This is a genomic window from Arthrobacter sp. NicSoilC5 (genome assembly GCF_019977395.1).
Classification (GTDB): Bacteria; Actinomycetota; Actinomycetes; order Actinomycetales; family Micrococcaceae; genus Arthrobacter.
In genome coordinates, this window is sequence record NZ_AP024660.1 from 1,050,471 (window position 1) to 1,073,289 (window position 22,819).

Genomic DNA, 22,819 nt, shown 5'->3' on the forward strand with positions numbered 1-22,819 from the left:
GGCTTACGGGGATTGGGGCTGGGCGGGACCGGTGGCCTCTTCCGGGTGGGCGGCTTCCCATTCCGCCTGTTCGCGTGCGCGCTGCGCGGCTTCCCGGTCCAGCCGGATGCCGGTCCGGATCCCGTACCACCAGGCCACGGCGAAGAGTGCACCCACCAGGAACATGGCCGGCTCGAAAATGCCGGTGAGGATCAGGACGAGCTGCAGGATCCAGCCCAGGCCGATGCCCCAGGGTTTGTTGAGGACTGCACAGGCGAAGATCATGACCACGCTGAGGGCGATGCCCACGCCGAGGATCAGGGCCGGCGGGAACTCCCCGCGCCGCAGGCCGAACACCACCAGGGTGGCGAAGAACATGACGAACGCTTCCAGGAGCAGCACCGTGGAGGCAAACATCACCTTGGTGGAACGGCGCTTCTTGGGCATGCCGGGACGCCATTCCCGCTGGGCTTTTGTCAGTCTGGCCATGCTCACGCCTCCGTTTTTCCGAGCAGGATCCGGGCCTCGGCCACCAAAGTGATCGATCCGGTGACCAGGACGGCCCCGGACAGGTCCTCGTTGGCTTCGGCCCGCTCCACGGCCCATTCCAGGGCGTCATCCAGTTTCTCGGCGACGTGGACGTTGTCCTCGCCGAAGCCCAGGTCAATGGCAAGCTCTGCCAGTTCCGCTGCCGGTACGGCGCGCGGTGAGTTGGACTGGGTGAAGCAGTACTCCACGGCCACGTCCCCCAGGGATTCCCTCAGCTCCCGCAGGATTTCTTCTGCGTCCTTTTCCTTGAGCACGCCCACCACGGGTACCAGGCGCGTGAAGGTGAACGCTTCCTGCAGGGCTGCAGCAGAGGCCTTGATGCCGTCGGGATTGTGCGCGGCATCCACAATGATGGTGGGTGCCGTGCGTACCACTTCGAGGCGGCCCGGTGACGTCACTGCGGCGAAGCCTTCCTGCAGGACCTCGAAGTCGAGCTCCTTTTCGCCGCCAAAGAACGCTTCCAGGGCGGCTACCGCCACGGCGGCGTTCTGCGCCTGGTGGGCGCCATGCAGCGGTACCAGGAGGTCAGGGTAGCGGCCGGCGATGCCCTGGATGGTGACCATCTGGCCGCCAACGGCCACAGTCCGGGACTCCACGCCAAACTCCACGCCTTCGAAGCGGAAGGGCACGCCCACTTCCTTGGCCTTTTCCAGCAGCACCTGGGCCGCATCAAGGGGCTGCGCTGCGCTGATGAGGTAGCCGCCGGGCTTGATGATGCCGGCCTTTTCGTAGGCGATGTCCTCGGTGGTGTCGCCCAGCAGGTCGGTGTGGTCCAGCGAAATCGGCGTCACCACCGACACCTGGCCGTCGCCCACGTTGGTGGCGTCGGTGATGCCGCCAAGGCCCACCTCGATGATGGCCACGTTGACAGGCTGGTCGGCGAAGATGGCGAAGCCCAGGATGGTGAGGCACTCGAAGTAGGTCAGCCGCGGCTGACCTTCGGCTTCCAGCTCGGAGTCCACAATCTGCAGGTAGGGCCGGATTTCGTCCCAGATCCTGACGAACGTCTCATCGGAGACGGGGTGGCCGTCGATGCTGATCCGTTCGGTGACCTTGGACAGGTGCGGGCTGGTGTAGCGTCCCGTGCTCAGGCCATGGGCGCGGAGCACGGATTCGATCATCCGGGAGGTGGAGGTCTTCCCGTTGGTTCCGGTCACATGGATGATCGGGAAGGCCTTGTTGGGTTCGCCGAGCACGTCCATGGCGCGGAACAGCGGCGCCAGGCGCGGCTCCATCTTGTTTTCCGGCGCCCGGCCCAGCAGTTCGGCGTAGACGCTTTCCACGGAAAATTCGTCGGTCATGTCCTAGGCCTCCATTTTTTCGACCGCGACGGCCGGTTCTGGCACATCGCCCGGCTCAGCGGCCAGCTCCACCGTCAGGGTCTCGCCCTTGACCAGTTCAGCGTTGGCCAGCAGGGCGTCCACCACGTTCTGCGGGGCCGTGACGGTGGTCCGGATCCGGTCGCTGACGTTGAGCCCGGCGTCCTTGCGGGCCTGCTGGATGGCGCGGACCAGGTCGCGTGCCAGGCCTTCGGCCTCCAGCTCGGGGGTGACTTCCGTGTTCAAGACCACGAACCCGCCTCCAGGCAGCACGGCGACAGCGGCGGAACCGCCCTCGGACTCTGCCACCACGGTCTCCAGCGTGTACTCCTGGGGCTCCAGCTGCAGGCCCCCGGAGGTAACCACGCCGTCGTCGTCCACTGACCAGTCGCCGGACTTCGAACCCTTGATGGCAACCTGGACATTCTTGCCCAGGCGCGGGCCGGCAGCACGGGCGTTCACCACCAGCTTCTGCTGGATGCCGAATTCCTCGGGGGAAGCGGTGGCCGCGTCCAGCAGGCGGACGGACCGGAGGTTGAGTTCATCGGCGACGACGGCGGCAAAGCCTTCCAGCGCATCCGCCCCGGGTGCCACAACGGTGAGTTCCTGCAAGGGCAGGCGGACACGCAGGTTGGCTGCCTTGCGGAGCGAGGACCCGGTGGAGCAGATCTGCTGGACCCGGTCCATTGCCTCTACCAGGGCCGGGTTGGCCGGGAAGAGGTCAGCGTCCGGCCAGTCAGCCAGATGCACGGAGCGGCCGCCGGTCAGGCCGCGCCAGATCTCCTCGGAGACCAGGGGCAGCAGCGACGCAGCAGCACGGGTGACGGTCTCCAGCGCGGTGAACAGGGCGTCGAAGGCGTCCTGGTCCTCGTCGAAGAAGCGCTGCCGGCTGCGGCGGACGTACCAGTTGGTGAGCATGTCCAGGTAGCTGCGCAGGGAGTCGCACGCACCGGAGATGTCGTAGGTGTCCAGCTGCACGGTCATGTTCCGAACCAGGTCGCCCGTGTTGGCCAGCAGGTACTGGTCCAGGGTGTCCGCATAGCCGTCGTAGCGCAGCTTCGCGTCGTATCCCCCGCCACTGTTTGCCGCGTTGGTGTAGAGCGTGAAGAAGCTGTACACGTTCCACAGCGGCAGGATCACCTGGCGGACGCCGTCGCGGATGCCCTGCTCGGTGACGATCAGGTTGCCGCCGCGCAGGATGGGGCTGGACATGAGGAACCAGCGCATGGCGTCGGAGCCGTCGCGGTCCAGGACCTCGGACACGTCCGGGTAGTTACGCAGGCTCTTGGACATCTTCTGGCCGTCAGAGCCCAGCACGATGCCGTGGCTGATGACGTTGCGGAACGCCGGCCGGTCGAACAGTGCCGTGGACAGAATGTGCAGCATGTAGAACCAGCCGCGGGTCTGCCCGATGTATTCGACGATGAAGTCAGCCGGGTTGTGGGTGTTGAACCAGGCCTCGTTCTCGAACGGGTAATGCACCTGGCCATACGGCATGGAGCCGGAGTCGAACCAGACGTCCAGGACGTCCTCCACGCGGCGCATCACGGACTGGCCTTCTTCGGGCGTGCGGGGGTCGTCCGGGTTGGGCCGGGTCAGCTCGTCGATGAACGGGCGGTGCAGGTCCACCTCGCCGGCCTTGTTCAGCGGCAGCCGGCCGAAGTCCGCCTCGATCTCGGCCAGGGAGCCGTAGACGTCGGTGCGGGGGTACTCGGGGTCCGTTGACTGCCACACCGGGATGGGGCTGCCCCAGAAGCGGTTGCGGCTGATGGACCAGTCGCGGGCGTTTTCCAGCCACTTGCCGAACTGGCCGTCCTTGACGTTGCCGGGGATCCAGTTGATCTCCTGGTTCAGTTCGGACATCCGGTCCTTGAACTTGGTGACCTCCACGTACCAGGAGGACACCGCACGGTAGATCAGGGGGTTGCGGCAGCGCCAGCAGTGCGGGTAGCTGTGCTCGTAGCTGGCCTGGCGGACCAGGCGGCCCTGGGCACGGAGCACCTGGGTGATGGGCTTGTTGGCCTCGAAGACCTGCAGCCCCACGATGTCGTGGAGGTCGCCGTGCTTGAACAGTGGCAGGAACTTTGCACCCTCATCCACGGAGAGCACCACGGGGATGCCTGCCTCCTCGCAGACTTTCTGGTCGTCTTCACCGTAGGCGGGCGCCTGGTGCACAATGCCGGTGCCGTCCGTGGTGGTGACGTAGTCGGCCACCAAGAAGCGCCAGGCGTTCTCCATGCCGTACTTCTCGTTGTCCGCGAAGTCGTCCCAGAGGCGCTGGTATTCCAGTCCCTCCAGCTCGGCGCCGGTGTGCGTGGAGACCACTGCGGCTTCCGCGTCCTCGAAGCTGTCGTAGCCAAGGTCCTTGGCGTAGCTGCCCAGCAGGTCCGCTGCGAGCATGAAGCTCCCGGTGACCGGGGCGTCTGCGGAGGCCGCCTTGATGCCGTTGGGGCCGGCCGGCAGCACGGCGTAGGTGATGGAAGGCCCGACGGCGAGCGCGGCGTTGGTGGGCAGCGTCCAGGGGGTGGTGGTCCAGGCGAGGGCCTGCACGCCGGCAAGCTCCCTGGAAACCTCCGACTCCCCCGCGAGGATGGGGAACGTGACGGTGACGGTCTGGTCCTGGCGGTTCTTGTAGACGTCGTCGTCCATGCGCAGCTCATGGTTGGACAGCGGCGTTTCGTCTTTCCAGCAGTACGGGAGGACGCGGTAGCCGTTGTAGGTCAGGCCCTTGTCGTGCAGCTGCTTGAACGCCCAGAGGACCGATTCCATGTACTCGACGTTGAGGGTCTTGTAGTCGTTGTCGAAGTCCACCCAGCGCGCCTGCCGGGTGACGTAGCTGCGCCATTCGTCGGCGTACTTCATCACGGAGGCGCGGCAGGCGTCATTGAACTTGTCGATACCCATGGCTTCGATCTGGGTCTTGTCCGTCATGCCCAGCTGCTTCATGGCTTCAAGTTCGGCGGGGAGGCCGTGGGTGTCCCAGCCAAAGCGGCGCTCCACGCGCTTGCCGCGCTGGGTCTGGTAGCGGCCCACCAGGTCCTTGGCGTAGCCGGTGAGGAGGTGGCCATAGTGCGGCAGGCCGTTGGCGAAGGGCGGGCCGTCGTAGAACACGAATTCGTTGCTGCCGGGCTCGCCGCCGGGGACGTCGGCGCTGCGCTGGTCGATGCTGGCCTGGAAGGTGCCGTCCTGGTCCCAGTACTTCAGGATGCGCTCTTCGATCTCCGGGAACTTCACGGAGGCGGAAACGCCGGCACTGCCGTTGGACGAGGTGCTGGAGGCTGAGGCCTTGGGGTAAAACGTCATGTTCGACATCCTGGGTTGAGCGTGGTGAACCCCGGCGGGGCCGGAGGTTCCGTTCAGGATGCGAGGACGGCTGCCGCGCCGTCCCGAAAAGACTGCACGCCCACCGCGGTACCACCTCACTTACCGGCGCCGCGTGTCTTCCGTGAGGAACACCTGCCGCCCCGGCCTCTCATTACTGCTGTGACGGGCTTACCCGTCCGGTTCTACTGGCACAGCCACCCTGCAGGGGCACACTGCGCGTTCTTCCGGAAGCTCACCGGTGATTGCCGGGTCATAGCCATAAAGAGTCTACTATCGCCGCAGCGTCCTGTGCCATTCAGCGCGTCCCTGCCATTCAGAGCATCCCCGCCATTCACAGCGTCCCGTGCCACTCAGAGCATCCAGGGGCCGTTGGGGCTGACGCCACCACCGCGCATTCCCTAGACTCGGCTCATGACAGCTTCCGGGCGCCCTGCCGGGCGGAGGCGCGCGGCCGCCGCATGCCGGTGGCTGTTCATTCCCCTTGCGCTGCCCGTCGCAGCGGTGTCCGTAGTGCGCGCTGTCCCCGTCGAGTGGCCCGTCCTGGGGGTCGAGCTGGTGGCTTTCACGCCCTGGCTCACAGTGCCTGCCGCGGCAACGCTGGTCCTGGCCTTCCTTGGGCGCAGCCGGTGGCAGCGGGTCCTGGCGGGGTCCCTGCTGGCGTGCCAGGCGTTCTGGCTCTTCCCGGTGGACGTCCGCGGGCCTGCGGCCGAGGCCGCCGGAAGGCCGGTTTCCCTCGTGGCGATGAGCATCAACGCGGAGCTGGGGGATGCGGACGCTGCCGGCATCGTGGACCTGGTCCGTGAACAGCACGTGGATTTGCTGGCGGTGGAGGAATACACGCCCCAGCTGTCACGGCGGCTCACCGCGGCGGGCCTCGACGGGCTGCTCCCGCACCGGGTTGCCCATCCCAGGGACGGCGCCGGCGGTACGGCCATCTATTCCTCGCTAAGCCTGAAGGACGGCGGAGTGCTTCCGGCCACCCAATTCACCATGCCGGTAGCCAGCCTGGACCTGGCGGACGGCAGTGGGGCCGCCCTTCGGGTGGTGGCTGTGCACACCCTGGCGCCGGTGGGTGACGCCCTTGGCCAGTGGCGCAGGGACCTGGCCACGGTGGCCAGGGCGGACAGCGGGTCCGGTCCCCTGCTGCTGGCCGGGGACTTCAACGCGACCTACGACCACCGGGAATTCAGGGCGCTGCTGGCGGGCCAGGGAGGCGGCCGGACGCTGGTGGACGTGGCCGCCTCCCTGGGCAGCAGGCTGGTGCCCACCTGGCCGATGCGTGGGTACCGCCTGCCCGGGATCACGCTGGACCATCTGGTGACCAGCCGCGACATTACCGCCTCCGGCTATTCAGTCCACCGGATCGAGGGAACGGACCATGCCGCAGTGGTGGCCACCCTGCGCATCCCCGTGCCCTAGGCCTTCCGGATGAGTTTGTGCGTGGCCGCCTGGGCCACCGGCCGGATGACGATCTGGTCAAGGTTGACGTGGTGCGGGGCGCTGACGGCGTAGCGGACGACGTCGGCCACATCCTCCGCGGTGAGCGGCTTCTCCACGCCCTGGTAGACCTTTTCTGCGGACTGCGCATCCCCGAGCCGGTTGAGGGCGAACTCCTCGGTCTGCACCAGCCCGGGCGCCACCTCGATGACCCGGACGTTGTGCTCAGCCTCTTCGAGCCGGAGGGCGTTGGTCATGGCGTGCTGCCCGAACTTGGCAGCATTGTAGCCGCCCCCGCCTTCGTAGGCGTCCAGCCCCGCGGTGGAGGTGAGGTTCAGGACGGTTCCCGCGCCGGTGGCCCGCAGCATCGGAAGGAACGCGCGGGTGAGCTTGAGGGTTCCCAGGACGTTGACGCGGTACATCCATTCCCAGTCGGCGGTGTTGGCATCGCCTACCTTGTCAGCACCCCGGGCACCACCGGCGATGTTGATCAGCGTGTCGATGCCGCCCGCTTCGGTGACCTGGGCGAGGAGCCGGGACACGTCGTCGTCCTCTGCAATGTCTGCGGGAATCGCGACGGCGCCTGTCCGGCCTTCCAGCGCCGCGAGCCTGTCAGCCCGGCGTGCCACGGCAAAGACCGTCCACCCGTCGGCGCGCAGCGCACGCACTGTTGCCTCTCCGATTCCGCTGCTCGCGCCGGTCACCAATGCTGCCTTTTTCTGCAAGTCCTCAGTCATGGCACCACCCTAGCGGGATCAGCCGGGGGACTGTCCCCGGAGGTAATCAAGCAGGACGTGCGCATTGTTCGCCTCGGTGTTCCGGGCAGTGTAGAGGAGGGTGATCCGGGGGTGTGCGCGCGCAGTTCCAGCACGCGGAAGCCGTCGTCGTCCGCCGGTGGGTCGTAGATGCGCTTCACGCCGAAGGTTGCCCGGAACTCTCCCATGGCCCGCATGCCACCCGTGTCCGCGTCCGTGGGGGCGGCACGGGTTGGGTGGGACTCAAGCGGGCATGAAAGAATTGGCAAATGGCTGAAGACACGCAGGGTACAGACACGCCCACCACCGCCCCCATCAATGTTCCGGACAAGCCGGCCCTCGAAGGCCTCGAAGCCGCGCTCACCCAGCGCTGGCTGGCCGAGGGAACCTACAAGTTCAACCCCGACACCACCCGGGAGCAGGTCTACTCGATCGACACTCCCCCGCCCACCGCGTCGGGATCCCTGCACGTGGGGCACATGTTCTCCTTCACCCAGACGGACGTCCAGGCCCGGTACATGCGCATGACCGGCAGGAACGTCTTCTACCCCATGGGCTGGGATGACAACGGCCTGCCCACCGAACGCCGCGTCCAGAACTACTACGGTGTCCGCTGCGATCCTGCCATCCCGTACAACGCCGACTACCGGCCGCCCGCCCAGCCGGCCAAGAACCAGCGCGATTTCGACGTCGTGTCCCGGCAGAACTTCATCGAACTGTGCGAGGAACTGGCCGTTGAGGACGAGAAGGTCTTCGAGAACCTGTTCCAGACCCTGGGCCTGTCCGTCGACTGGGACCTGACCTACCGCACCATCGATGACACGTCCCGCGCCGTGTCCCAGCGTGCCTTCCTGGCCAACCTGGCCGCCGGTGACGCCTACATGGCCGAGGCTCCCACGCTGTGGGACGTCACGTTCCGTACCGCCGTGGCCCAGGCCGAGCTTGAGGACCGTGAGGTCCCGGGCGCCTACTACCGCTACCCCTTCTTCACCGAAGACGGCGGGAAGATCTTCATCGAGACCACCCGCCCGGAGCTCCTTGCAGCATGTGCCGCGCTGGTGGCGAATCCCGACGACGAGCGGTACCAGCCGCTGTTCGGCAAGACCGTGAAGTCCCCGCTGTTCGACGTTGAGCTCGAGGTCAAGGCCCACCCGCTGGCAAAGGCGGACAAGGGTTCCGGGATCGCCATGGTCTGCACCTTCGGTGACCTGACAGACGTCACGTGGTGGCGCGAACTGCAGCTGCCCACCCGCGCCATCATGGGCCGCGACGGCCGCATCATTGCCGAAACCCCCGAGTGGATCACCAGCGAGGCCGGCAAGGAGGCGTACGCGGCCATCGCCGGGAAGACTGCCTTCTCCGCCAAGGAAGCCGTGGTGGAGCTGCTCAAGGAAGCCGGCCTGCTCGATGGTGAGCCCAAGAAGATCACGCACCCGGTGAACTTCTTCGAAAAGGGCGACAAGCCCCTGGAAGTGGTGACGTCCCGCCAGTGGTACATCCGGAATGGCGGCCGCGACGAGGACCGCCGCGAACGCCTCATTGGCCGCGGCAAGGACATCGACTTCCACCCGTCCTTCATGCGCTCCCGCTATGAAAACTGGATCGCCGGCCTGAACGGTGACTGGCTGGTCTCCCGCCAGCGGTTCTTCGGCGTGCCCATTCCCGTCTGGTACCCGCTCGACGCGCAGGGAAACCCGGACTACGACAACCCCGTCCTGCCCTCGGACGAGCAGCTCCCCGTCGACCCCGCCGCGGACGCCGCCCCCGGCTTCGACGAGGCACAGCGCGACCAGCCCAATGGCTTCACCGGCGACGCCGACGTCCTGGACACCTGGGCCACGTCCTCCCTGACCCCGCAGATCGTGGGTGGCTGGAGCCGGGACGAGGACCTGTTCGCCAAGGTGTACCCGTTCGACCTGCGCCCCCAGGGCCACGACATCATCCGCACGTGGCTGTTCTCCTCGGTGGTCCGCGCGGACGCCCTCCAGGACTGTGCCCCCTGGAAGCACGCGGCCATCTCCGGCTGGATCCTGGACCCGGACCGCAAGAAGATGTCCAAGTCCAAGGGCAACGTGGTGGTGCCCACGGACGTGCTGAACGAGTACGGTTCGGACGCCGTCCGCTACTGGGCTGCCTCTGCACGCCTGGGCGCCGACACCGCCTACGAGATCGCGCAGATGAAGATCGGCCGCCGCCTGGCCATCAAGCTCCTGAATGCCTCCAAGTTCGTGCTGAACCTGGGTGCCACGGAGAACTCGGTACTGTCGGGCGATCTTTCCGTCTTGGCGAACCCCCTGGACCGGGCGCTGCTGGCCCAGCTGGCCGAGGTGGTGGCGCAGTCCACCAAGGCATTCGACAACTACGACTACGCCCGGGCCCTGCAGCTCACGGAGTCGTTCTTCTGGCAGTTCACCGACGACTACGTGGAACTGATCAAGGACCGGGCCTACGGGGCCGCAGGCGAAGCGGAGCAGGCTTCCGTGCTGGCCGCGCTGGCCACCACGCTGGACACCCTGCTGCGGCTCTTCGCCCCGTTCCTGCCCTTCGCCACCGAGGAAGTATGGAGCTGGTGGCGTACCGGGTCGGTGCACCGGGCCCAGTGGCCTGCCGCCCTGGAGATCCCCGGCGGGGATACCACCATGCTTGCGACCGTGGGCGTGGCACTCAGCGGTGTCCGCAAGGCCAAGTCCGAGGCCAAGGTCAAGCAGCGCACCGAAGTGCTGTCGGCGACCATCACTGCCCCGGAGGCGCTGACCGCACAGCTGCAGGCCGGTCTGGCTGATTTGAAGGCTGCGTCCAACGCCCGGGAGATCACCCTGGCCGTGGGTGACGGTGACCTCACGGTCACTGACGTCGCCCTGGCTCCAAGCGACGAGCCCGCCAAGGCCTGACACCGGACCGGATACGGGCCAGCCCCGGTTTCCGGGCAAAGGGGAAGCCCCATCAGCGTTTTGCCGTTGGTGGGGCTTCGACTTTTTCGGCCATTCGGTGACGTGCTCTGATGGTCTGGCAGGATCCGCTGAACTTCAGGTCTTACTACCCCGTCACTGGTAGCTTGCATTCAACTTTGCCGATGGCTGCGTCGACTTACATATCACTGAATCTTTGGTTCCTGCGTCCACTTCTTTCGAAGTGGTAGGAACTATTGTTCTCCTGCGCCGGACCACGTGCAAGGGCCCCGGGATAACTACAGTCAGGTAGTTATCCCGGGGCCCTTGCAACGCGTCAGTGTCCGGCGTTTCAGTCGAATTCCGGGCTTTCGGTGCGGCTGCGCTTCAGCTCGAAGAAGTGCGGATACGCGGCGATAACCGTGGTGGCATCCCAAATCCTGCCGGCTTCCTCACCACGGGGAATGCGGGTCAGGACCGGCCCGAAGAAGGCTGTTCCATTGAAAGCCACCACCGGGGTTCCAACGTCCTGTCCCACCAGCGAAATGCCTTCCTCATGGCTGGCCCGGAGCTGCTGGTCGTAGGCGTCCGTGGCAGCGGCGTCGGCCAGGGAGGCGGGGAGGCCGCACTCGGCAAGGGCTTTGGTGATGACCACGGCCCGGTCTTTTTCGCCCTGGTTGTGGATCAGCGTTCCCATGGCGTCGTACAGCGGTTTGATGACCTGCGGCCCATGCTCTTCCCGGGCGGCAATGATCACGCGGACCATGCCCCACGCGTTGTCCATGGATTCCCGGTAGCCGGGCTCCAGGTCACGTCCCTCATTCAGGACAGCCAGGCTCATGACGTGCCATTCCGTCTCGATGTCCCGGACGGCTTCCACTTCCCCGATCCAGCGGGAGGTGACCCAGGCGAACGGGCAGAGGGGGTCGAACCAGAAGTCGGCTTTGTTCTTGGAAGGTGAAGTCACGGAGTCCTCTCGGTCAGGCAGACTTACGGCGCTTGGCCACGTGCGGAATCATGGTGGGCTCGGCTCCCCGCAGGACCACGTCCTCGGTGATCACCACGCTGGCCACGTCCTCGCGGCTGGGAAGATCGAACATCACGGGAAGCAGGACCTCCTCCAGGATGGCGCGGAGGCCACGGGCACCGGTGCCCCGCTCCAATGCCTGGTCGGCAATGGCTTCCAGGGCGGTGTCGTCGAACACCAGCTCGACGCCGTCGATCTGGAACATCTTCTGGTACTGCTTCACCAGGGCGTTCTTGGGGGTGGAAAGGATTTGGATCAGGGCGTCCCGGTCCAGGTTGGAGACGGTGGTGATCACGGGGAGCCGGCCAATGAATTCAGGGATCAGGCCGAACTTCAGCAGGTCCTCCGGCATGACCTCACCGTAGGAGTCCACCTTCTTGCTTGCCTCGTTGAGCGGGGCGCCGAAACCGATGCCCTTGCGGCCGGAGCGGGAGCCGATGATCTCTTCCAGGCCGGCGAAGGCACCGGCGACGATGAACAGCACGTTGGTGGTGTCGATCTGGATGAATTCCTGGTGCGGGTGCTTCCGTCCGCCCTGCGGCGGTACCGAGGCCACGGTCCCTTCGAGGATCTTCAGGAGGGCCTGCTGCACGCCCTCGCCGGACACGTCGCGGGTAATGGAGGGGTTCTCGCTCTTGCGGGAGATCTTGTCGATCTCGTCGATGTAGATGATGCCCTGTTCGGCCTTCTTGACGTCATAGTCAGCGGCCTGGATGAGCTTGAGGAGGATGTTCTCCACGTCCTCACCCACGTATCCGGCCTCGGTCAGGGCGGTGGCGTCCGCCACGGCGAACGGCACGTTCAGCCGCCGGGCGAGGGTCTGGGCCAGGTAGGTCTTGCCGCAGCCGGTGGGTCCGATGAGGAGGATATTCGACTTGGCGATCTCGACGTCGTCGTGATGGCCGCCGTCCCCCAGATTTCCGGACTTCGGCGCATGGCCCGCCTGGATGCGCTTGTAGTGGTTGTAGACCGCGACGGCGAGGGACCGCTTGGCGGGCTCCTGGCCGATGACGTATTCCTGCAGGAAGTCGAAGATTTCACGCGGCTTGGGCAGTTCGAAGCTGCCGAGATCAGCGACCTCCGCGAGCTCCTCCTCGATGATCTCGTTGCACAACTCGATGCATTCATCGCAGATGTAGACACCGGGGCCGGCAATGAGCTTGCGCACCTGCTTCTGGCTCTTTCCGCAGAAAGAGCACTTCAGCAGATCCGTGCTCTCGCCAATCCGAGCCATATATGAACCCCTTAGTATCCTGCTGCCAGGCAGCCCTGCACCATTGCTGAAATCTTTCCCGGCCGGCACGGCACGGTTTGTGACAACATCCACTCTAGGTCACATTCGGCCCCAAGGGTGGAATGAAAAGGCCGGTGCGGCCAAATGAACTGGACCGCACCGGCTTTCGGTACTGCTACCTCGTGATCGCCTGGGGCTTGATCTTGCGTGAATCAAGAACCTGGTCGATCAGGCCGTATGCCTGGGCCTCGTCGGCGGTGAGGATCTTGTCGCGCTCGATGTCGTTGTTAACCTGCTCCGACGTACGGCCGGAGTGCTGGGCCAGGGTGTCCTCCAGCCAGGAGCGCATACGCATGACTTCAGCGGCCTGGATCTCCAGGTCGGAGGCCTGGCCGCCCTGGCCGCCGGACAGTGCCGGCTGGTGGATCAGGACGCGGGCGTTGGGCAGTGCCAGCCGCTTGCCGGGTGTACCCGCCGCCAGCAGAACGGCAGCCGCACTGGCGGCCTGGCCCAGGCAGACAGTCTGGATCTCGGGGCGGATGTACTGCATGGTGTCGTAGATCGCCGTCATGGCGGTGAAGGAGCCGCCGGGCGAGTTGATGTAGAGCGTAATGTCGCGGTCCGGATCCGTGGACTCCAGGACCAGCAGCTGGGCCATGATGTCATCAGCGGAAGCGTCGTCCACCTGCACGCCGAGGAAGATGATGCGGTCCTCGAAGAGCTTGGTGTACGGGTCCTGGCGCTTGAAGCCGTACGGGGTGCGTTCCTCGAACTGCGGCAGGACGTAGCGGCTGGACGGAAGATTGCCGGCTGACCACCCGAAGTTGTAGTTCATTGTGTTTGCTCCTGATCGAAAGGGGTTCTGGATGCCGGTTAGTTCTGGGAGGCTGACTCGCCGGAGGAACCGTTGGACGTTCCGCCGCCGCCTGAGACGGAGCCGGCGTGCGCGGCGATCTTGTCGAAGAAACCGTATTCGAGTGCTTCGGTGGCTGTGAACCACTTGTCGCGGTCGTTGTCCTTGAGGATGGTTTCAACGGTCTGGCCGGTCTGCTCGGCGGTGAGTTCCGCCATGACCTTCTTCATGTGCAGGATGAGTTCGGCCTGGATCTTGATATCGGAAGCGGTGCCGCCGATTCCGCCGGACGGCTGGTGCATCAGCACGCGGGCGTTGGGCGTGGCGTACCGCTTGCCCTTGGTGCCGGAGGACAGCAGGAACTGTCCCATGGACGCGGCAAGGCCGGTGGCGACGGTCACAACGTCGTTGGGGATGAACTGCATGGTGTCGTAGATGGCCATGCCTGCCGTGACGGAGCCGCCGGGCGAGTTGATGTAGAGGTAGATGTCCTTTTCCGGGTTCTCGGCCGAGAGCAGGAGCAGCTGCGAGCAGATCGCGTTGGCGTTGTCGTCACGCACCTCCGAGCCCAGCCAGATGATCCGCTCCTTGAGAAGGCGGTTGTAAATGTAGTTGTCCTGGGCTGCAGGATCGACGGTCGCCATCCGGGGGGCCTCTGAGTGCTGTGACATGTTTACTTACCTCTCACTGGTGACGGTGACATCACTGAAAATCACTACTTGGACACTAACCGGTTTCACATGTGTTTTGTTCGCGCACCGACGGCTGTTCGCTGACGGCGCACGATCAGCGAATCAGCAGCGTGCCGCTTCCGGTCCAACGCGAACGGCCCCCGGATCGAAAGGATCCGGGGGCCATTGCTGCGGTTCAAAAAGGACTATGCCTTGGCGTCAGCCGTGGTGTCCTCGGCTTCGACAACCTCTGCCTCGGCAGCTTCGGTGGCGTCGGCGTCGGCCGCTTCTGCGGCAGGTGCCTCTTCGCCGGCGGGGCGGACGAAGTCGCTCAGGTCAACAGTCTTGCCCTCGGTGTCGGTCACCGTGGCCTGGCCCAGCACGACGGCCAGTGCCTTGCGGCGGCGGACCTCGGAAACCATCATGGGGACCTGGCCGCTCTGATCGATGATCTGGGCGAACTGGTTGGGGTCCATGCCGTACTGGCTGGCGGTGGTGACGATGTAGTCGATCAGCTCGTTCTGGCTGACATTGACTTCTTCCTTCTCCGCGATGGCGTCGAGGATGATCTCGTTCTGGAAGGCGCGGGCCGTGTTGGCGCGGACCTCTTCGCGGTGCTCTTCGGTGTCGTGCTCGCCGTCACCGTGGCCGTTGCCCTCCTGGAAGTGGGCTTCGAGCTGCTCTTCGACGACGGAGTCCGGAACCGGAACCTCGACGAGTTCCACCAGCTTGTCCAGGACCTTGTCGCGGGCTTCAACACCCTGCTCCACGATCTTGGACTCTGCGGCCTGCTTGGCCAGGTCTTCGCGGAGTTCGGCGAGGGTGTCGAACTCGGAGGCCAGCTGGGCGAAGTCGTCGTTCGCTTCGGGCAGTTCGCGTTCCTTGACGGCCTTGACGACGACCTTGACCTGGGCGGCTTCGCCGGCGTGGTCGCCGCCCACCAGGGTGGTGTCGAAGATGGCGTCCTCGTCGGCGCTGAGGCCGGTCACGGCTTCGTCCATGCCCTCGAGCATGGTGCCGGCGCCAACCTGGTAGGACAGGCCGGCAGCGGAGTCGACCTCTTCGCCGTCGATCGTGGCGGTGATGTCGATGGTGAGGAAGTCACCGTCGGCAGCGGGACGGTCAACGGACTTCAGGGTGCCGAAGCGTCCGCGCAGTTCGTCCAGGGCCTTGTCCACGTCTTCGTCGGAGGATTCCGCAGCCGCAACCTGGACCTCGATGCCGGCGTAGTCCGGCAGTTCGATCTCGGGGCGGACGTCAACCTCGGCGGCGAACTTCAGGCCACCGTCGGTGGCGGAGGGGTCGGGAACCTCGGTGATTTCCACATCGGGGCGGCTCAGGGGGCGGATGCCGGATTCCTGCACGGCAGCCTGGTACCAGCCATTGAGGCCGTCGTTGATGGCGGTCTCCAGGACGTAGCCACGGCCAACGCGCTGGTCGATGAGCTTGGCGGGAACCTTGCCCTTGCGGAACCCGGGGACCTGGATCTGCGAGGCAACAGTCTTGTAGGCCGAGTCGATGCTGGGCTTCAGTTCCTCAAAGGGGACCTCAACATTGAGCTTGACCCGCGTGGGGGTGAGGTTCTCGACAGCGCTCTTCACGGTCTAAGTACTCCTGGGTTGTGGGATGGGGGTTTTCTGCAAACGCAATGTGTGTCCAGGCCTGCTGGTCCTGGCCGCAGAGTCGGGGTGACAGGATTTGAACCTGCGACTTCCTGCTCCCAAAGCAGGCGCTCTAGCCAAGCTGAGCTACACCCCGTAAGTGCACAGGCAAGTCTACGGTGATACGCGTCGCGATTGCACATTTGACACGTAGGCCATGGATTAGGTTTAGTTGTATCCGGCTTGAACAGCCAGCCCGGAGTTTCCGCTGGAAATCGGATCTTCCTTCGGGGACGTAGCTTAATGGTAAAGCCTCAGTCTTCCAAACTGATTACGCGGGTTCGATTCCCGTCGTCCCCTCCAGGACAACAAAAAGGCCCCTCGATCGAGGGGCCTTTTTGCGTTTGTTTTTTACGCCTGCGGCTGCTGGCAGTAAGGGCACCAGTAGAGGTTCCGGCCGGCAAGGTCGGCCATGAGCACGATGGTGCGGCACACCCTGCAGGGCAGCCCGTGCCTTTTATAGACAAAGTGGACGTCGTCGCGGTGCGGGAAATGTGCGCTCCTGGGCGGCACCGGTTCCCCTGCCGCGGCCGCCTTGGCGGCCGTGGTGCCATCGAGCGCCCAGTATTTGGGCGGGGTGGTGATGATCCGCCCATCGGCCACGCCGTCGTTCATGACGGCGACGATGTCGCGCCACAGCCTGCGGGCGTCGTTGTCCGGCAGCGCGGTGCCGGGCAGCAAGGGATCGAGGCGGCGGCGGAACAGCACTTCGGCACGGTAGACGTTCCCGACGCCGGCAATCACTTTCTGGTCCATGAGCAGGGCCGCCAGCGGGGTCTTCCGGGTCCGGACATTGGCGGCGAACCGCCCGGCGTCCCCGCGAAGGTTCCGCAACGGATCCGGCCCCAGCCGCGCCAGGACGGCGTCGGCCTCTGCTGCGGTGATGGTCTCGCAGGTGGTGGCCCCGCGAAGGTCCGCCCAGCCGTGGCTGCCGGCGAGCCGGACCCGGACGGCCCCGACGGGCGCCGGCGGACCTGCGTAGGGCGCGCCGCCGTCGTCGTCCCCGTCGGAGAACGCCTCCTGCTCCCCTACCCGCCGCGGCGCACCGATGCTTGACGCGCCGGCGAAGGTGCTGTCACCACCGAAGCTCCAGGCCCCGTACAGGCCAAGGTGGACGTGCAGCGCCAGCGAGTTGTCGAAGTGCAGGAACAAGTGCTTGCCGTGAGCCTCGGCAGCGACCATGGTGTGGCCGTCCAGCAGCGCCGCTCCCCCGCTGAACCTGCCCTGGGGGCTGGACACAGCCAGTGCCTCGCCGAGGAATACGTCGCCGAACTGGCGGGCGAGCCTGCGGACGGAATGGCCCTCGGGCACTACTCGATGACCTCGCCGGTGGCCTCAAAAACAGCGATCTTTTCGATCCTGCGGATGTGGCGTTCATCGTTGCTGAAGGGCTCGGCCAGGAATGCCTCGACCAGCTCGGTGGCTTCCTCCACCGTGTGCTGGCGGCCGCCCAGGGCCACCACGTTGGCGTCATTGTGCTCGCGGGCAAGGGTGGCCGTGGAAAGGTTCCAGGCGAGGGCGGCGCGGATGCCCCTCACCTTGTTGGCGGCAATCTGTTCGCCGTTGCCGGAGCCGCCCAGCACGATGCCCAGGGCATGGACACCGGCCTCCCGGTCAGCCACCACGGCGAGTGCCGCGTTGATGCAGAACGAGGGGTAGTCGTCCTGGGCGTCGTAGACCTTGGGGCCATGGTCAACCACCTCGTATCCCTTCCCGGTCAGGTGGGACACCAGGTGGGCGCTGAGCTCCATGCCTGCATGGTCGGTGGCGATATGGACCCGCGGGTAGGCAGGGGTAGTGGTCACGTGCTAAGTCCGTTCGGTTGTGGGAGCTGGCGGCCACCGGGCGGGGGCCGGAACGACACGGATAAGGATACTAGGGCAGCCCGGGGTCGGGGCTCTGGCCTTCCGTCTGTGGCGGCGTTCCACCCCCGCGGCGGGCCCTGGCGGCCACCCGCGTCAGGACTTCGGCAAGCCGCGCGGCCGAGGCCTGGCTGCCGCCGCTGACGGCAAGGCGCTGGCCGTCGGTCTTGCTGACGACGACGGCGGGGCCGCTGCTGACCAGCATGGCTGCGGTTCCGTGGTGGTGCCGGTAGCCCCACCCGCCGTAGTCCGCGGCCTTCACCTCTGCGGCACTGGCGTCGGAAATGGCCCCGGCAGGCACGTCCATGACCGGCACCACCCCGGCCAGCAGGACCTTGAGTCCGCGCCGGTCCGCCCTGATGCGGGCGAACAGGAACGCTGTCCCCACCAGGGCCAGGACCACGAGCAGGATCCCCAGCCAGGGCACCACGACGGCGATGAGGGCCGCCGGGAACAGGGAGGCGATGGCGATCATGACGAAGACGGAACTGCGGGCGTGGACCCAGAGCCTGATGCTGTCCCGGGCAAGGTCGGGGTCAAGTTCCTTGGCGATGGCGACCTGAAGCGCCCTGTCATCATCCGGCGACCATTGCCGGTCAGCTTTGTAGACCATGGCCATGGTCACCCCGAGCGATACCGCGGCACCGCTGCCAAGGGCCAGCACCGTCATGTCCACATGTGACTGCCGGGCGTCGGCCAGCCCGGTCTGGCCGATCAGGCCCGCGGCAAGGGCGGAGGTGATGAACAGGCTGAGGAAGAGTCCGGCACCCATCATGATCCGCCGCATCATGACCGGCCGTCCAAGGGGCACGGCCTGGAGCAGGACCAGCCAGCCGGCAAGGACAATTCCGGCGGCGCCAACCCCCACGTAGGCGCCGAAGGGCGCGAAGTCGGCCCCGCCGCCGTCCGTCCAGCGGATGGCGACCGGCTCCGGAAGGTCCGGGCGCAGCAGCGACGCGCAGTAGGCAAAGGCGGCGGCCAGGACGACGGGGAACCCGACGGCGAAGCGCAGTGCCTTGGTGTCCACCGAATCCAGCAGCTTTCCCATGCATTTAACGCTACCCCTGTGGCTGCCCGGCCAAGCGCCCCGCCCGGGCGGAGGCGGCTGTGAGCTGCGCAACTTGCCAAGGACCCCAGGGATGAAAGAATGCATGACAGTGCCGGAACCGGGACCACCGGCCGGCAGCCGAAACTTCTCTGGAGGCCCTCTTTTGCCAGGCATGAACCTGACGCGCGCCGAAGCCCGTGAGCGCGCCGAACTGATCACCGTCGAGTCCTACGATGTCAGCCTGGACCTGACCCGCGGCGGAGAGGTCTTCGGCAGCACCACCACCGTGAAATTCACGGCGGCGCCGGGGTCGGCCAGCTTCATCGATGCCGTCACCCGCACCGTGCACAGCGTGACCCTCAACGGCCGGTCCCTTGATCCGGCCACCGTGGCCGACGGCGTGCGGATCCAGCTGCCGGACCTGGCCGAGCACAACGAGCTGACGGTCGTGGCGGACATGCCCTACATGAACACCGGCGAAGGGCTGCACCGGTTCGTGGACCCGGTGGACAACGAGGTCTACCTGTACACCCAGTTCGAGGTTCCCGATTCCCGCAGGATGTTCACCGTCTTCGAGCAGCCGGACCTGAAGGCAACGTTCGCCTTCACCGTCACCGCGCCGTCCCACTGGGATGTCATTTCCAACTCCCCCACACCTGCTCCCGTGGAGGCCGGCGACGGCGCCCGGTCCGTGTGGACCTTCGCACCAACGCCCCGGCTGTCCTCCTACGTCACCGCCCTGATCGCGGGCCCGTACGAGTCTGTGCGCAGCGAGGTCACCAGCTCAGACGGGCGGGTCATCCCGCTGGGCGTCTTCGCGCGCAAATCCCTGATGCAGTACCTCGATGCGGACAACATCTTCGAGCTCACGCGGCAGGGCTTCGGGTTCTTCGAAGCACAGTTCGGCTGCCCCTACCCGTTTGAGAAGTACGACCAGCTGTTCGTTCCCGAGTTCAACGCCGGGGCCATGGAGAACGCCGGAGCGGTGACCATCCTGGAAGGCTACGTGTTCCGCAGCAAGGTCACTGGCGCCCAGATCGAGCGGCGCGCCATCACTGTGCTCCACGAACTGGCGCACATGTGGTTCGGGGACCTGGTGACCATGCGGTGGTGGAACGACCTGTGGCTCAACGAGTCCTTCGCCGAGTACATGTCCCACCTGGCGGCGGTGGAGGCCACGTCCTTCACCAGCGCCTGGACCACCTTCGCCTCCGTGGAAAAGTCCTGGGCGTACCGGCAGGACCAGCTGCCCACCACGCACCCGATATTCGCGGAGATCAACGACCTGCAGGATGTTGAGGTCAACTTCGACGGCATTACCTACGCCAAGGGCGCCTCGGTGCTGCGGCAGCTGGTGGCCTGGGTTGGGCCGGAACAGTTCATGGCGGGTGTCCGTGAGTACTTCGCCAAGCACTCCTGGCACAACACGGAGCTGCAGGACCTGCTGGTGGAGCTGGAGAAGGCCAGCGGCCGCGACCTGGACCGCTGGGGCCGGCAGTGGCTGGAGACCGCGGGAGTGAACACGCTGGCTCCCGAGGTGGAGGTGGATTCCGACGGAAAGCTGCGGTCCTTTGCCATCCTGCAGTCCGCGGTTCCGGAGTGGCCCACCATCCGCCCGCACCGCCTTGCCGTGGGGTTCTACAACCTGGACGACGCCGGCAAGCTCACCCGGGTGCACCGCGAGGAACTCGACGTCGACGGCGAACGCACGGAGGTGCCGGCGCTGGCCGGCCTGGCCCGGCCGGATCTGATCCTCATCAACGACGACGACCTTGCCTATGCCAAGGTGCGGCTGGACCCGGCGTCCCTGGCCACCGCCACCGCGCACCTGAAGGACTTCGCTGCAAGCCTGCCGCGGACCCTCGTCTGGAACTCCGCGTGGGATGCTGCCCGTGACGGTGAGAGTCCGGCCCGGAAGTACGTGGAATTGATCCTGGCCAACGTCGCTGCGGAGACGGATTCTTCCGTGATCCTGGTCCAGCTGCGGCAGCTGGCCACCACCCTGAACTTCTACGTGGCCGAGGAACACCGCGAAGCCACCACCGTTGCGGCCGTGGACCGTTTGTGGGATCTGGCTTCGACTGTTCCCGGCGGCTCCGACGGCCAGCTGCAGTTCATCAAGTCCTTCGCGCTGCTGGCCCGCAGCGCGTCCCAGCTGGACCGGGTGTCCGGCCTCCTGGACGGGTCCGTGGTCCTGGAAGGCCTGAGCGTTGACCAGGACCTCCGCTGGGAGCTGGTGGCCTCGCTAGTTTCCGGCGGCCGGATGGCGCAGGACGGCATCGACGCCGAACTGGAGCGGGACAACACCTCCAGCGGCCAGAACGCGGCCGCACTGGCCAAGGCTGCCATCCCCACCCCGGAGGCGAAGGCCGCGGCCTGGGAATCCATTGTGGTCAAGGGAGAACTGTCCAACGCACTGCAGGGATCGGCGGTGACCGGCTTCATGCGGGTGCTGGACCGTTCGCTGCTGGAGCCGTACTCGGAGCTGTACTTCGCGGCTGTGCCGGGCATCGTGGCAACCCGCACGCACGCACTCGCCCAGCAGATCGTCGTCGGCCTCTACCCGGCGCTGCTGACCACGCAGGCCACCATCGACCGGACGGACGCCTTCCTGGCGTCGCTGCCGGCGGAAAGCGCTGCGCTGCGGCGGATGATGCTGGAGAACCGCGACGGCGTGGCCCGCGCCCTGCGTGCCCGAGCCGCCGATGTCCTGCAGGAGGGCAGCCCGGCGTGAGCCTCAACGAACACCGGTACTCGCTGACCGTCCAGTGGACAGGCAACCGGGGCGGCGGCACGTCGTCCTACCGGAGCTACTCCCGGGACCATGACGTGCTGGTTCCGGGCCTGCCGGTCCTCAAGGGCTCGGCAGATCCCACCTTCCATGGAGACCGGGAACGGTACAACCCGGAGCAGCTTCTCCTGGCTGCGCTGGCCCAGTGCCACATGCTGTCCTACCTGCACGTAGCGGTGAAGCACGGCGTGCTGGTCACGGATTACCGGGATGAGGCCACCGGACTGATGCGGCTCAACCGGGACGGCAGCGGCCAGTTCGAGCGGGTCACCCTGCACCCGCACGTGACGGTGGCCGACGCCGCGCAGGCGGAACTGGCCGCCTCGCTGCACCATGAGGCCAACCAGGTCTGTTTCATTGCCCGGAGCGTGAACTTCCCGGTGGAGCACCAACCGGTGACGGTGGCCGCCTAGGCTTCCCTGCCCTGGAGCAGTTTGGCGAGCCGATGCTCCGTGGCGGGTTGCAGGCCGGCCTTCCGGGACCGGTCCAGCCCGCGGACGCGTTCATCTCCCAGGGTGTCGGCCAGGGTTTCCTGCCAGGGCCGCAGCACCATTCCCGCAGCCTTGGCTGCCTGGTTGCTGCGGGCCATGAAGCCCTCGTGATGGGGCGGGAGCCAGAGCGGAAGGGAATCGGGCCCTGACCAGTAGTTAACGCCCTGCGCCACCAGCCATTCTTCACCGGCGGTGACGGTGGCGGGCGTGCCGGCGGTGGAGAGTTCGCCGCAGGCGCTGGTGAGCTCTGCGAAGGCCACTTGGTCTCCGTTGGCGTTCAGCGGGCCGGTGGTTCCCTGTTCGGCTGCACGCAGGATCCACGCCGCCAGGTCCCGGACGTCGATGACCTGGGTGGGCTGGTGCCCGATGTCCGGGACCAGCACCGGCCCCTGTTTGCGGTCAAAGCGGGCCGGCCAGTAGCCGTAGCGGTCGGTGGGGTCGCCAGGGCCGCTGACCAGGCCGGCGCGGCAGATGTGGGCCCTGCCGCGTGTGGCGTCCAGGGTGGCCTGCTCGATGGCCACTTTGGACTCGCCGTAGTTCCCGGGGGTGGAAGGAGTTCCGGGGGCAAGCGCCGGCAGGAGCGCGGCGTCCTCTGCCGCTCCGGGGACGGAATGGTCCGCATAGGCTGAGCAGCTGGAAACGAAGGTCCAGTGGCCGGCCTTCGGAGCGAGGGCGGCAAGGGCGTCCCGGGCAGGTGCAGGGTCCCGGGCAACCTCGATCACGGCGTCCCACGTGCCGGCTGCGCCGGAGTACGCTGCCGGGCCCGCCGATCGGTCCGCCCTGGCCCACTCGGCGCCGGGCGGCGGCTCACCGGACACTCCCCGGGCCAGGCACGCGACGTGGTGCCCCGCGGCCACCGCCTGCCTGGCGATTTCCCGGGAGAGGAAGGCTGTTCCGCCGAGGATGAGGATGCGCATTGCTCCACGCTAC

17 protein-coding genes and 2 tRNA genes are annotated in these 22,819 nt (G+C 66.4%); 5 read left to right on the forward strand and 14 right to left on the reverse strand.

The features are described from left to right. Window positions 1-3 precede the first annotated feature (3 nt). The 3 genes from LDO22_RS04870 to ileS are packed head-to-tail and all read right to left on the reverse strand — an operon-like array spanning window position 4 to window position 5,150. Window positions 4-468: a DUF4233 domain-containing protein gene (locus LDO22_RS04870; RefSeq protein WP_224026303.1), complete on the reverse strand. Its 465-nt coding sequence runs from the start codon at window positions 466-468 to the stop codon at window positions 4-6. Between the two features lie 2 nt (window positions 469-470). Then, entirely contained in the window at window positions 471-1,829 is a 1,359-nt protein-coding gene (locus tag LDO22_RS04875; protein WP_224026304.1) for a folylpolyglutamate synthase/dihydrofolate synthase family protein, read from the reverse strand. 3 nt (window positions 1,830-1,832) lie between these two features. Further along, on the reverse strand, window positions 1,833-5,150 hold the full coding sequence (gene ileS, locus LDO22_RS04880; protein WP_224026305.1) for an isoleucine--tRNA ligase: 3,318 nt from the start codon (window positions 5,148-5,150) through the stop codon (window positions 1,833-1,835). Between the two features lie 432 nt (window positions 5,151-5,582). Between ileS and LDO22_RS04885 the strand changes: the two genes are divergently transcribed. Then, complete coding sequence (locus LDO22_RS04885; protein WP_224026306.1) at window positions 5,583-6,590, forward strand: endonuclease/exonuclease/phosphatase family protein; 1,008 nt, start codon at window positions 5,583-5,585, stop codon at window positions 6,588-6,590. Here the strand turns inward: LDO22_RS04885 and LDO22_RS04890 are convergent. Next, window positions 6,587-7,345, reverse strand: a complete 759-nt coding sequence (locus LDO22_RS04890; protein WP_224026307.1) for an SDR family oxidoreductase — start codon at window positions 7,343-7,345, stop codon at window positions 6,587-6,589. The two genes, LDO22_RS04885 and LDO22_RS04890, sit on opposite strands and share 4 nt — an antisense overlap. Window positions 7,346-7,632: 287 nt before the next feature. Between LDO22_RS04890 and valS the strand changes: the two genes are divergently transcribed. Next, window positions 7,633-10,254 carry a valine--tRNA ligase gene (gene valS, locus LDO22_RS04895; RefSeq protein WP_224026308.1) on the forward strand — a complete coding sequence of 874 codons (2,622 nt, stop codon included), beginning with the start codon at window positions 7,633-7,635 and terminating at the stop codon, window positions 10,252-10,254. A gap of 349 nt (window positions 10,255-10,603) precedes the next feature. On the opposite strand, the gene LDO22_RS04900 is transcribed toward valS, so the two are convergent. The 6 genes from LDO22_RS04900 to LDO22_RS04925 form a co-directional block, all read right to left on the reverse strand. Further along, the gene (locus tag LDO22_RS04900) at window positions 10,604-11,218 is read right to left on the reverse strand and encodes a DsbA family protein (protein WP_159631796.1); all 615 of its coding nucleotides are present in this window, start codon (window positions 11,216-11,218) and stop codon (window positions 10,604-10,606) included. Window positions 11,219-11,231: 13 nt separating this feature from the next. After that, window positions 11,232-12,512: an ATP-dependent Clp protease ATP-binding subunit ClpX gene (clpX, locus tag LDO22_RS04905; RefSeq protein WP_224026309.1), complete on the reverse strand. Its 1,281-nt coding sequence runs from the start codon at window positions 12,510-12,512 to the stop codon at window positions 11,232-11,234. A 175-nt stretch (window positions 12,513-12,687) separates the two neighbouring features. After that, window positions 12,688-13,347, reverse strand: a complete 660-nt coding sequence (locus LDO22_RS04910) for an ATP-dependent Clp protease proteolytic subunit (protein ID WP_138606612.1) — start codon at window positions 13,345-13,347, stop codon at window positions 12,688-12,690. A 38-nt stretch (window positions 13,348-13,385) separates the two neighbouring features. Then, a complete protein-coding gene (locus LDO22_RS04915; RefSeq protein WP_018761581.1) occupies window positions 13,386-14,009 on the reverse strand; it encodes an ATP-dependent Clp protease proteolytic subunit in 624 nt (207 codons plus the stop codon). A 233-nt stretch (window positions 14,010-14,242) separates the two neighbouring features. Further along, window positions 14,243-15,637, reverse strand: coding sequence for a trigger factor (tig, locus tag LDO22_RS04920; protein WP_224026310.1), 1,395 nt, complete (start codon window positions 15,635-15,637; stop codon window positions 14,243-14,245). An 82-nt stretch (window positions 15,638-15,719) separates the two neighbouring features. Next, window positions 15,720-15,794: transfer RNA gene (locus LDO22_RS04925), tRNA-Pro, on the reverse strand. A gap of 132 nt (window positions 15,795-15,926) precedes the next feature. On the opposite strand from LDO22_RS04925, the gene LDO22_RS04930 reads away from it, so the two are divergent. Next, window positions 15,927-16,000: transfer RNA gene (locus LDO22_RS04930), tRNA-Gly, on the forward strand. Window positions 16,001-16,048: 48 nt separating this feature from the next. Here LDO22_RS04930 and LDO22_RS04935 read toward each other — a convergent pair. From LDO22_RS04935 to LDO22_RS04945, 3 genes are all read right to left on the reverse strand, one after another. Then, on the reverse strand, window positions 16,049-17,008 hold the full coding sequence (locus LDO22_RS04935; RefSeq protein ID WP_224026311.1) for a DNA-formamidopyrimidine glycosylase family protein: 960 nt from the start codon (window positions 17,006-17,008) through the stop codon (window positions 16,049-16,051). Next, window positions 17,008-17,502: a ribose-5-phosphate isomerase gene (locus tag LDO22_RS04940; RefSeq protein WP_159631792.1), complete on the reverse strand. Its 495-nt coding sequence runs from the start codon at window positions 17,500-17,502 to the stop codon at window positions 17,008-17,010. Before LDO22_RS04940 ends, LDO22_RS04935 begins: the two co-directional genes overlap by 1 nt. 70 nt (window positions 17,503-17,572) lie before the next feature. After that, window positions 17,573-18,607 (reverse strand): hypothetical protein, encoded by a 1,035-nt coding sequence (locus LDO22_RS04945; RefSeq protein WP_224026312.1) that lies wholly within the window; start codon window positions 18,605-18,607, stop codon window positions 17,573-17,575. A gap of 172 nt (window positions 18,608-18,779) precedes the next feature. On the opposite strand from LDO22_RS04945, the gene pepN reads away from it, so the two are divergent. Beyond that, the gene (gene pepN, locus LDO22_RS04950) at window positions 18,780-21,341 is read left to right on the forward strand and encodes an aminopeptidase N (RefSeq protein ID WP_224026313.1); all 2,562 of its coding nucleotides are present in this window, start codon (window positions 18,780-18,782) and stop codon (window positions 21,339-21,341) included. Continuing rightward, window positions 21,338-21,811, forward strand: coding sequence for an OsmC family protein (locus LDO22_RS04955; RefSeq protein ID WP_224026314.1), 474 nt, complete (start codon window positions 21,338-21,340; stop codon window positions 21,809-21,811). Before pepN ends, LDO22_RS04955 begins: the two co-directional genes overlap by 4 nt. On the opposite strand, the gene LDO22_RS04960 is transcribed toward LDO22_RS04955, so the two are convergent. Further along, window positions 21,808-22,806 carry an NAD-dependent epimerase/dehydratase family protein gene (locus LDO22_RS04960; protein WP_224026315.1) on the reverse strand — a complete coding sequence of 333 codons (999 nt, stop codon included), beginning with the start codon at window positions 22,804-22,806 and terminating at the stop codon, window positions 21,808-21,810. The two genes, LDO22_RS04955 and LDO22_RS04960, sit on opposite strands and share 4 nt — an antisense overlap. Between the last annotated feature and the right edge of the window lie 13 nt (window positions 22,807-22,819).

Excerpts from the sequence above, each read along its gene's own strand:
- LDO22_RS04870 (WP_224026303.1), bottom strand. The coding sequence starts at position 468 with ATGGCCAGACTGACAAAAGCCCAGCGGGAATGGCGTCCCGGCATGCCC.
- LDO22_RS04875 (WP_224026304.1), bottom strand. The coding sequence starts at position 1,829 with ATGACCGACGAATTTTCCGTGGAAAGCGTCTACGCCGAACTGCTGGGC.
- ileS (WP_224026305.1), bottom strand. The coding sequence starts at position 5,150 with ATGACGTTTTACCCCAAGGCCTCAGCCTCCAGCACCTCGTCCAACGGC.
- LDO22_RS04885 (WP_224026306.1), top strand. The coding sequence starts at position 5,583 with ATGACAGCTTCCGGGCGCCCTGCCGGGCGGAGGCGCGCGGCCGCCGCA.
- LDO22_RS04890 (WP_224026307.1), bottom strand. The coding sequence starts at position 7,345 with ATGACTGAGGACTTGCAGAAAAAGGCAGCATTGGTGACCGGCGCGAGC.
- valS (WP_224026308.1), top strand. The coding sequence starts at position 7,633 with ATGGCTGAAGACACGCAGGGTACAGACACGCCCACCACCGCCCCCATC.
- clpX (WP_224026309.1), bottom strand. The coding sequence starts at position 12,512 with ATGGCTCGGATTGGCGAGAGCACGGATCTGCTGAAGTGCTCTTTCTGC.
- LDO22_RS04910 (WP_138606612.1), bottom strand. The coding sequence starts at position 13,347 with ATGAACTACAACTTCGGGTGGTCAGCCGGCAATCTTCCGTCCAGCCGC.
- LDO22_RS04915 (WP_018761581.1), bottom strand. The coding sequence starts at position 14,009 with ATGGCGACCGTCGATCCTGCAGCCCAGGACAACTACATTTACAACCGC.
- LDO22_RS04945 (WP_224026312.1), bottom strand. The coding sequence starts at position 18,607 with ATGGGAAAGCTGCTGGATTCGGTGGACACCAAGGCACTGCGCTTCGCC.
- pepN (WP_224026313.1), top strand. The coding sequence starts at position 18,780 with ATGAACCTGACGCGCGCCGAAGCCCGTGAGCGCGCCGAACTGATCACC.
- LDO22_RS04960 (WP_224026315.1), bottom strand. The coding sequence starts at position 22,806 with ATGCGCATCCTCATCCTCGGCGGAACAGCCTTCCTCTCCCGGGAAATC.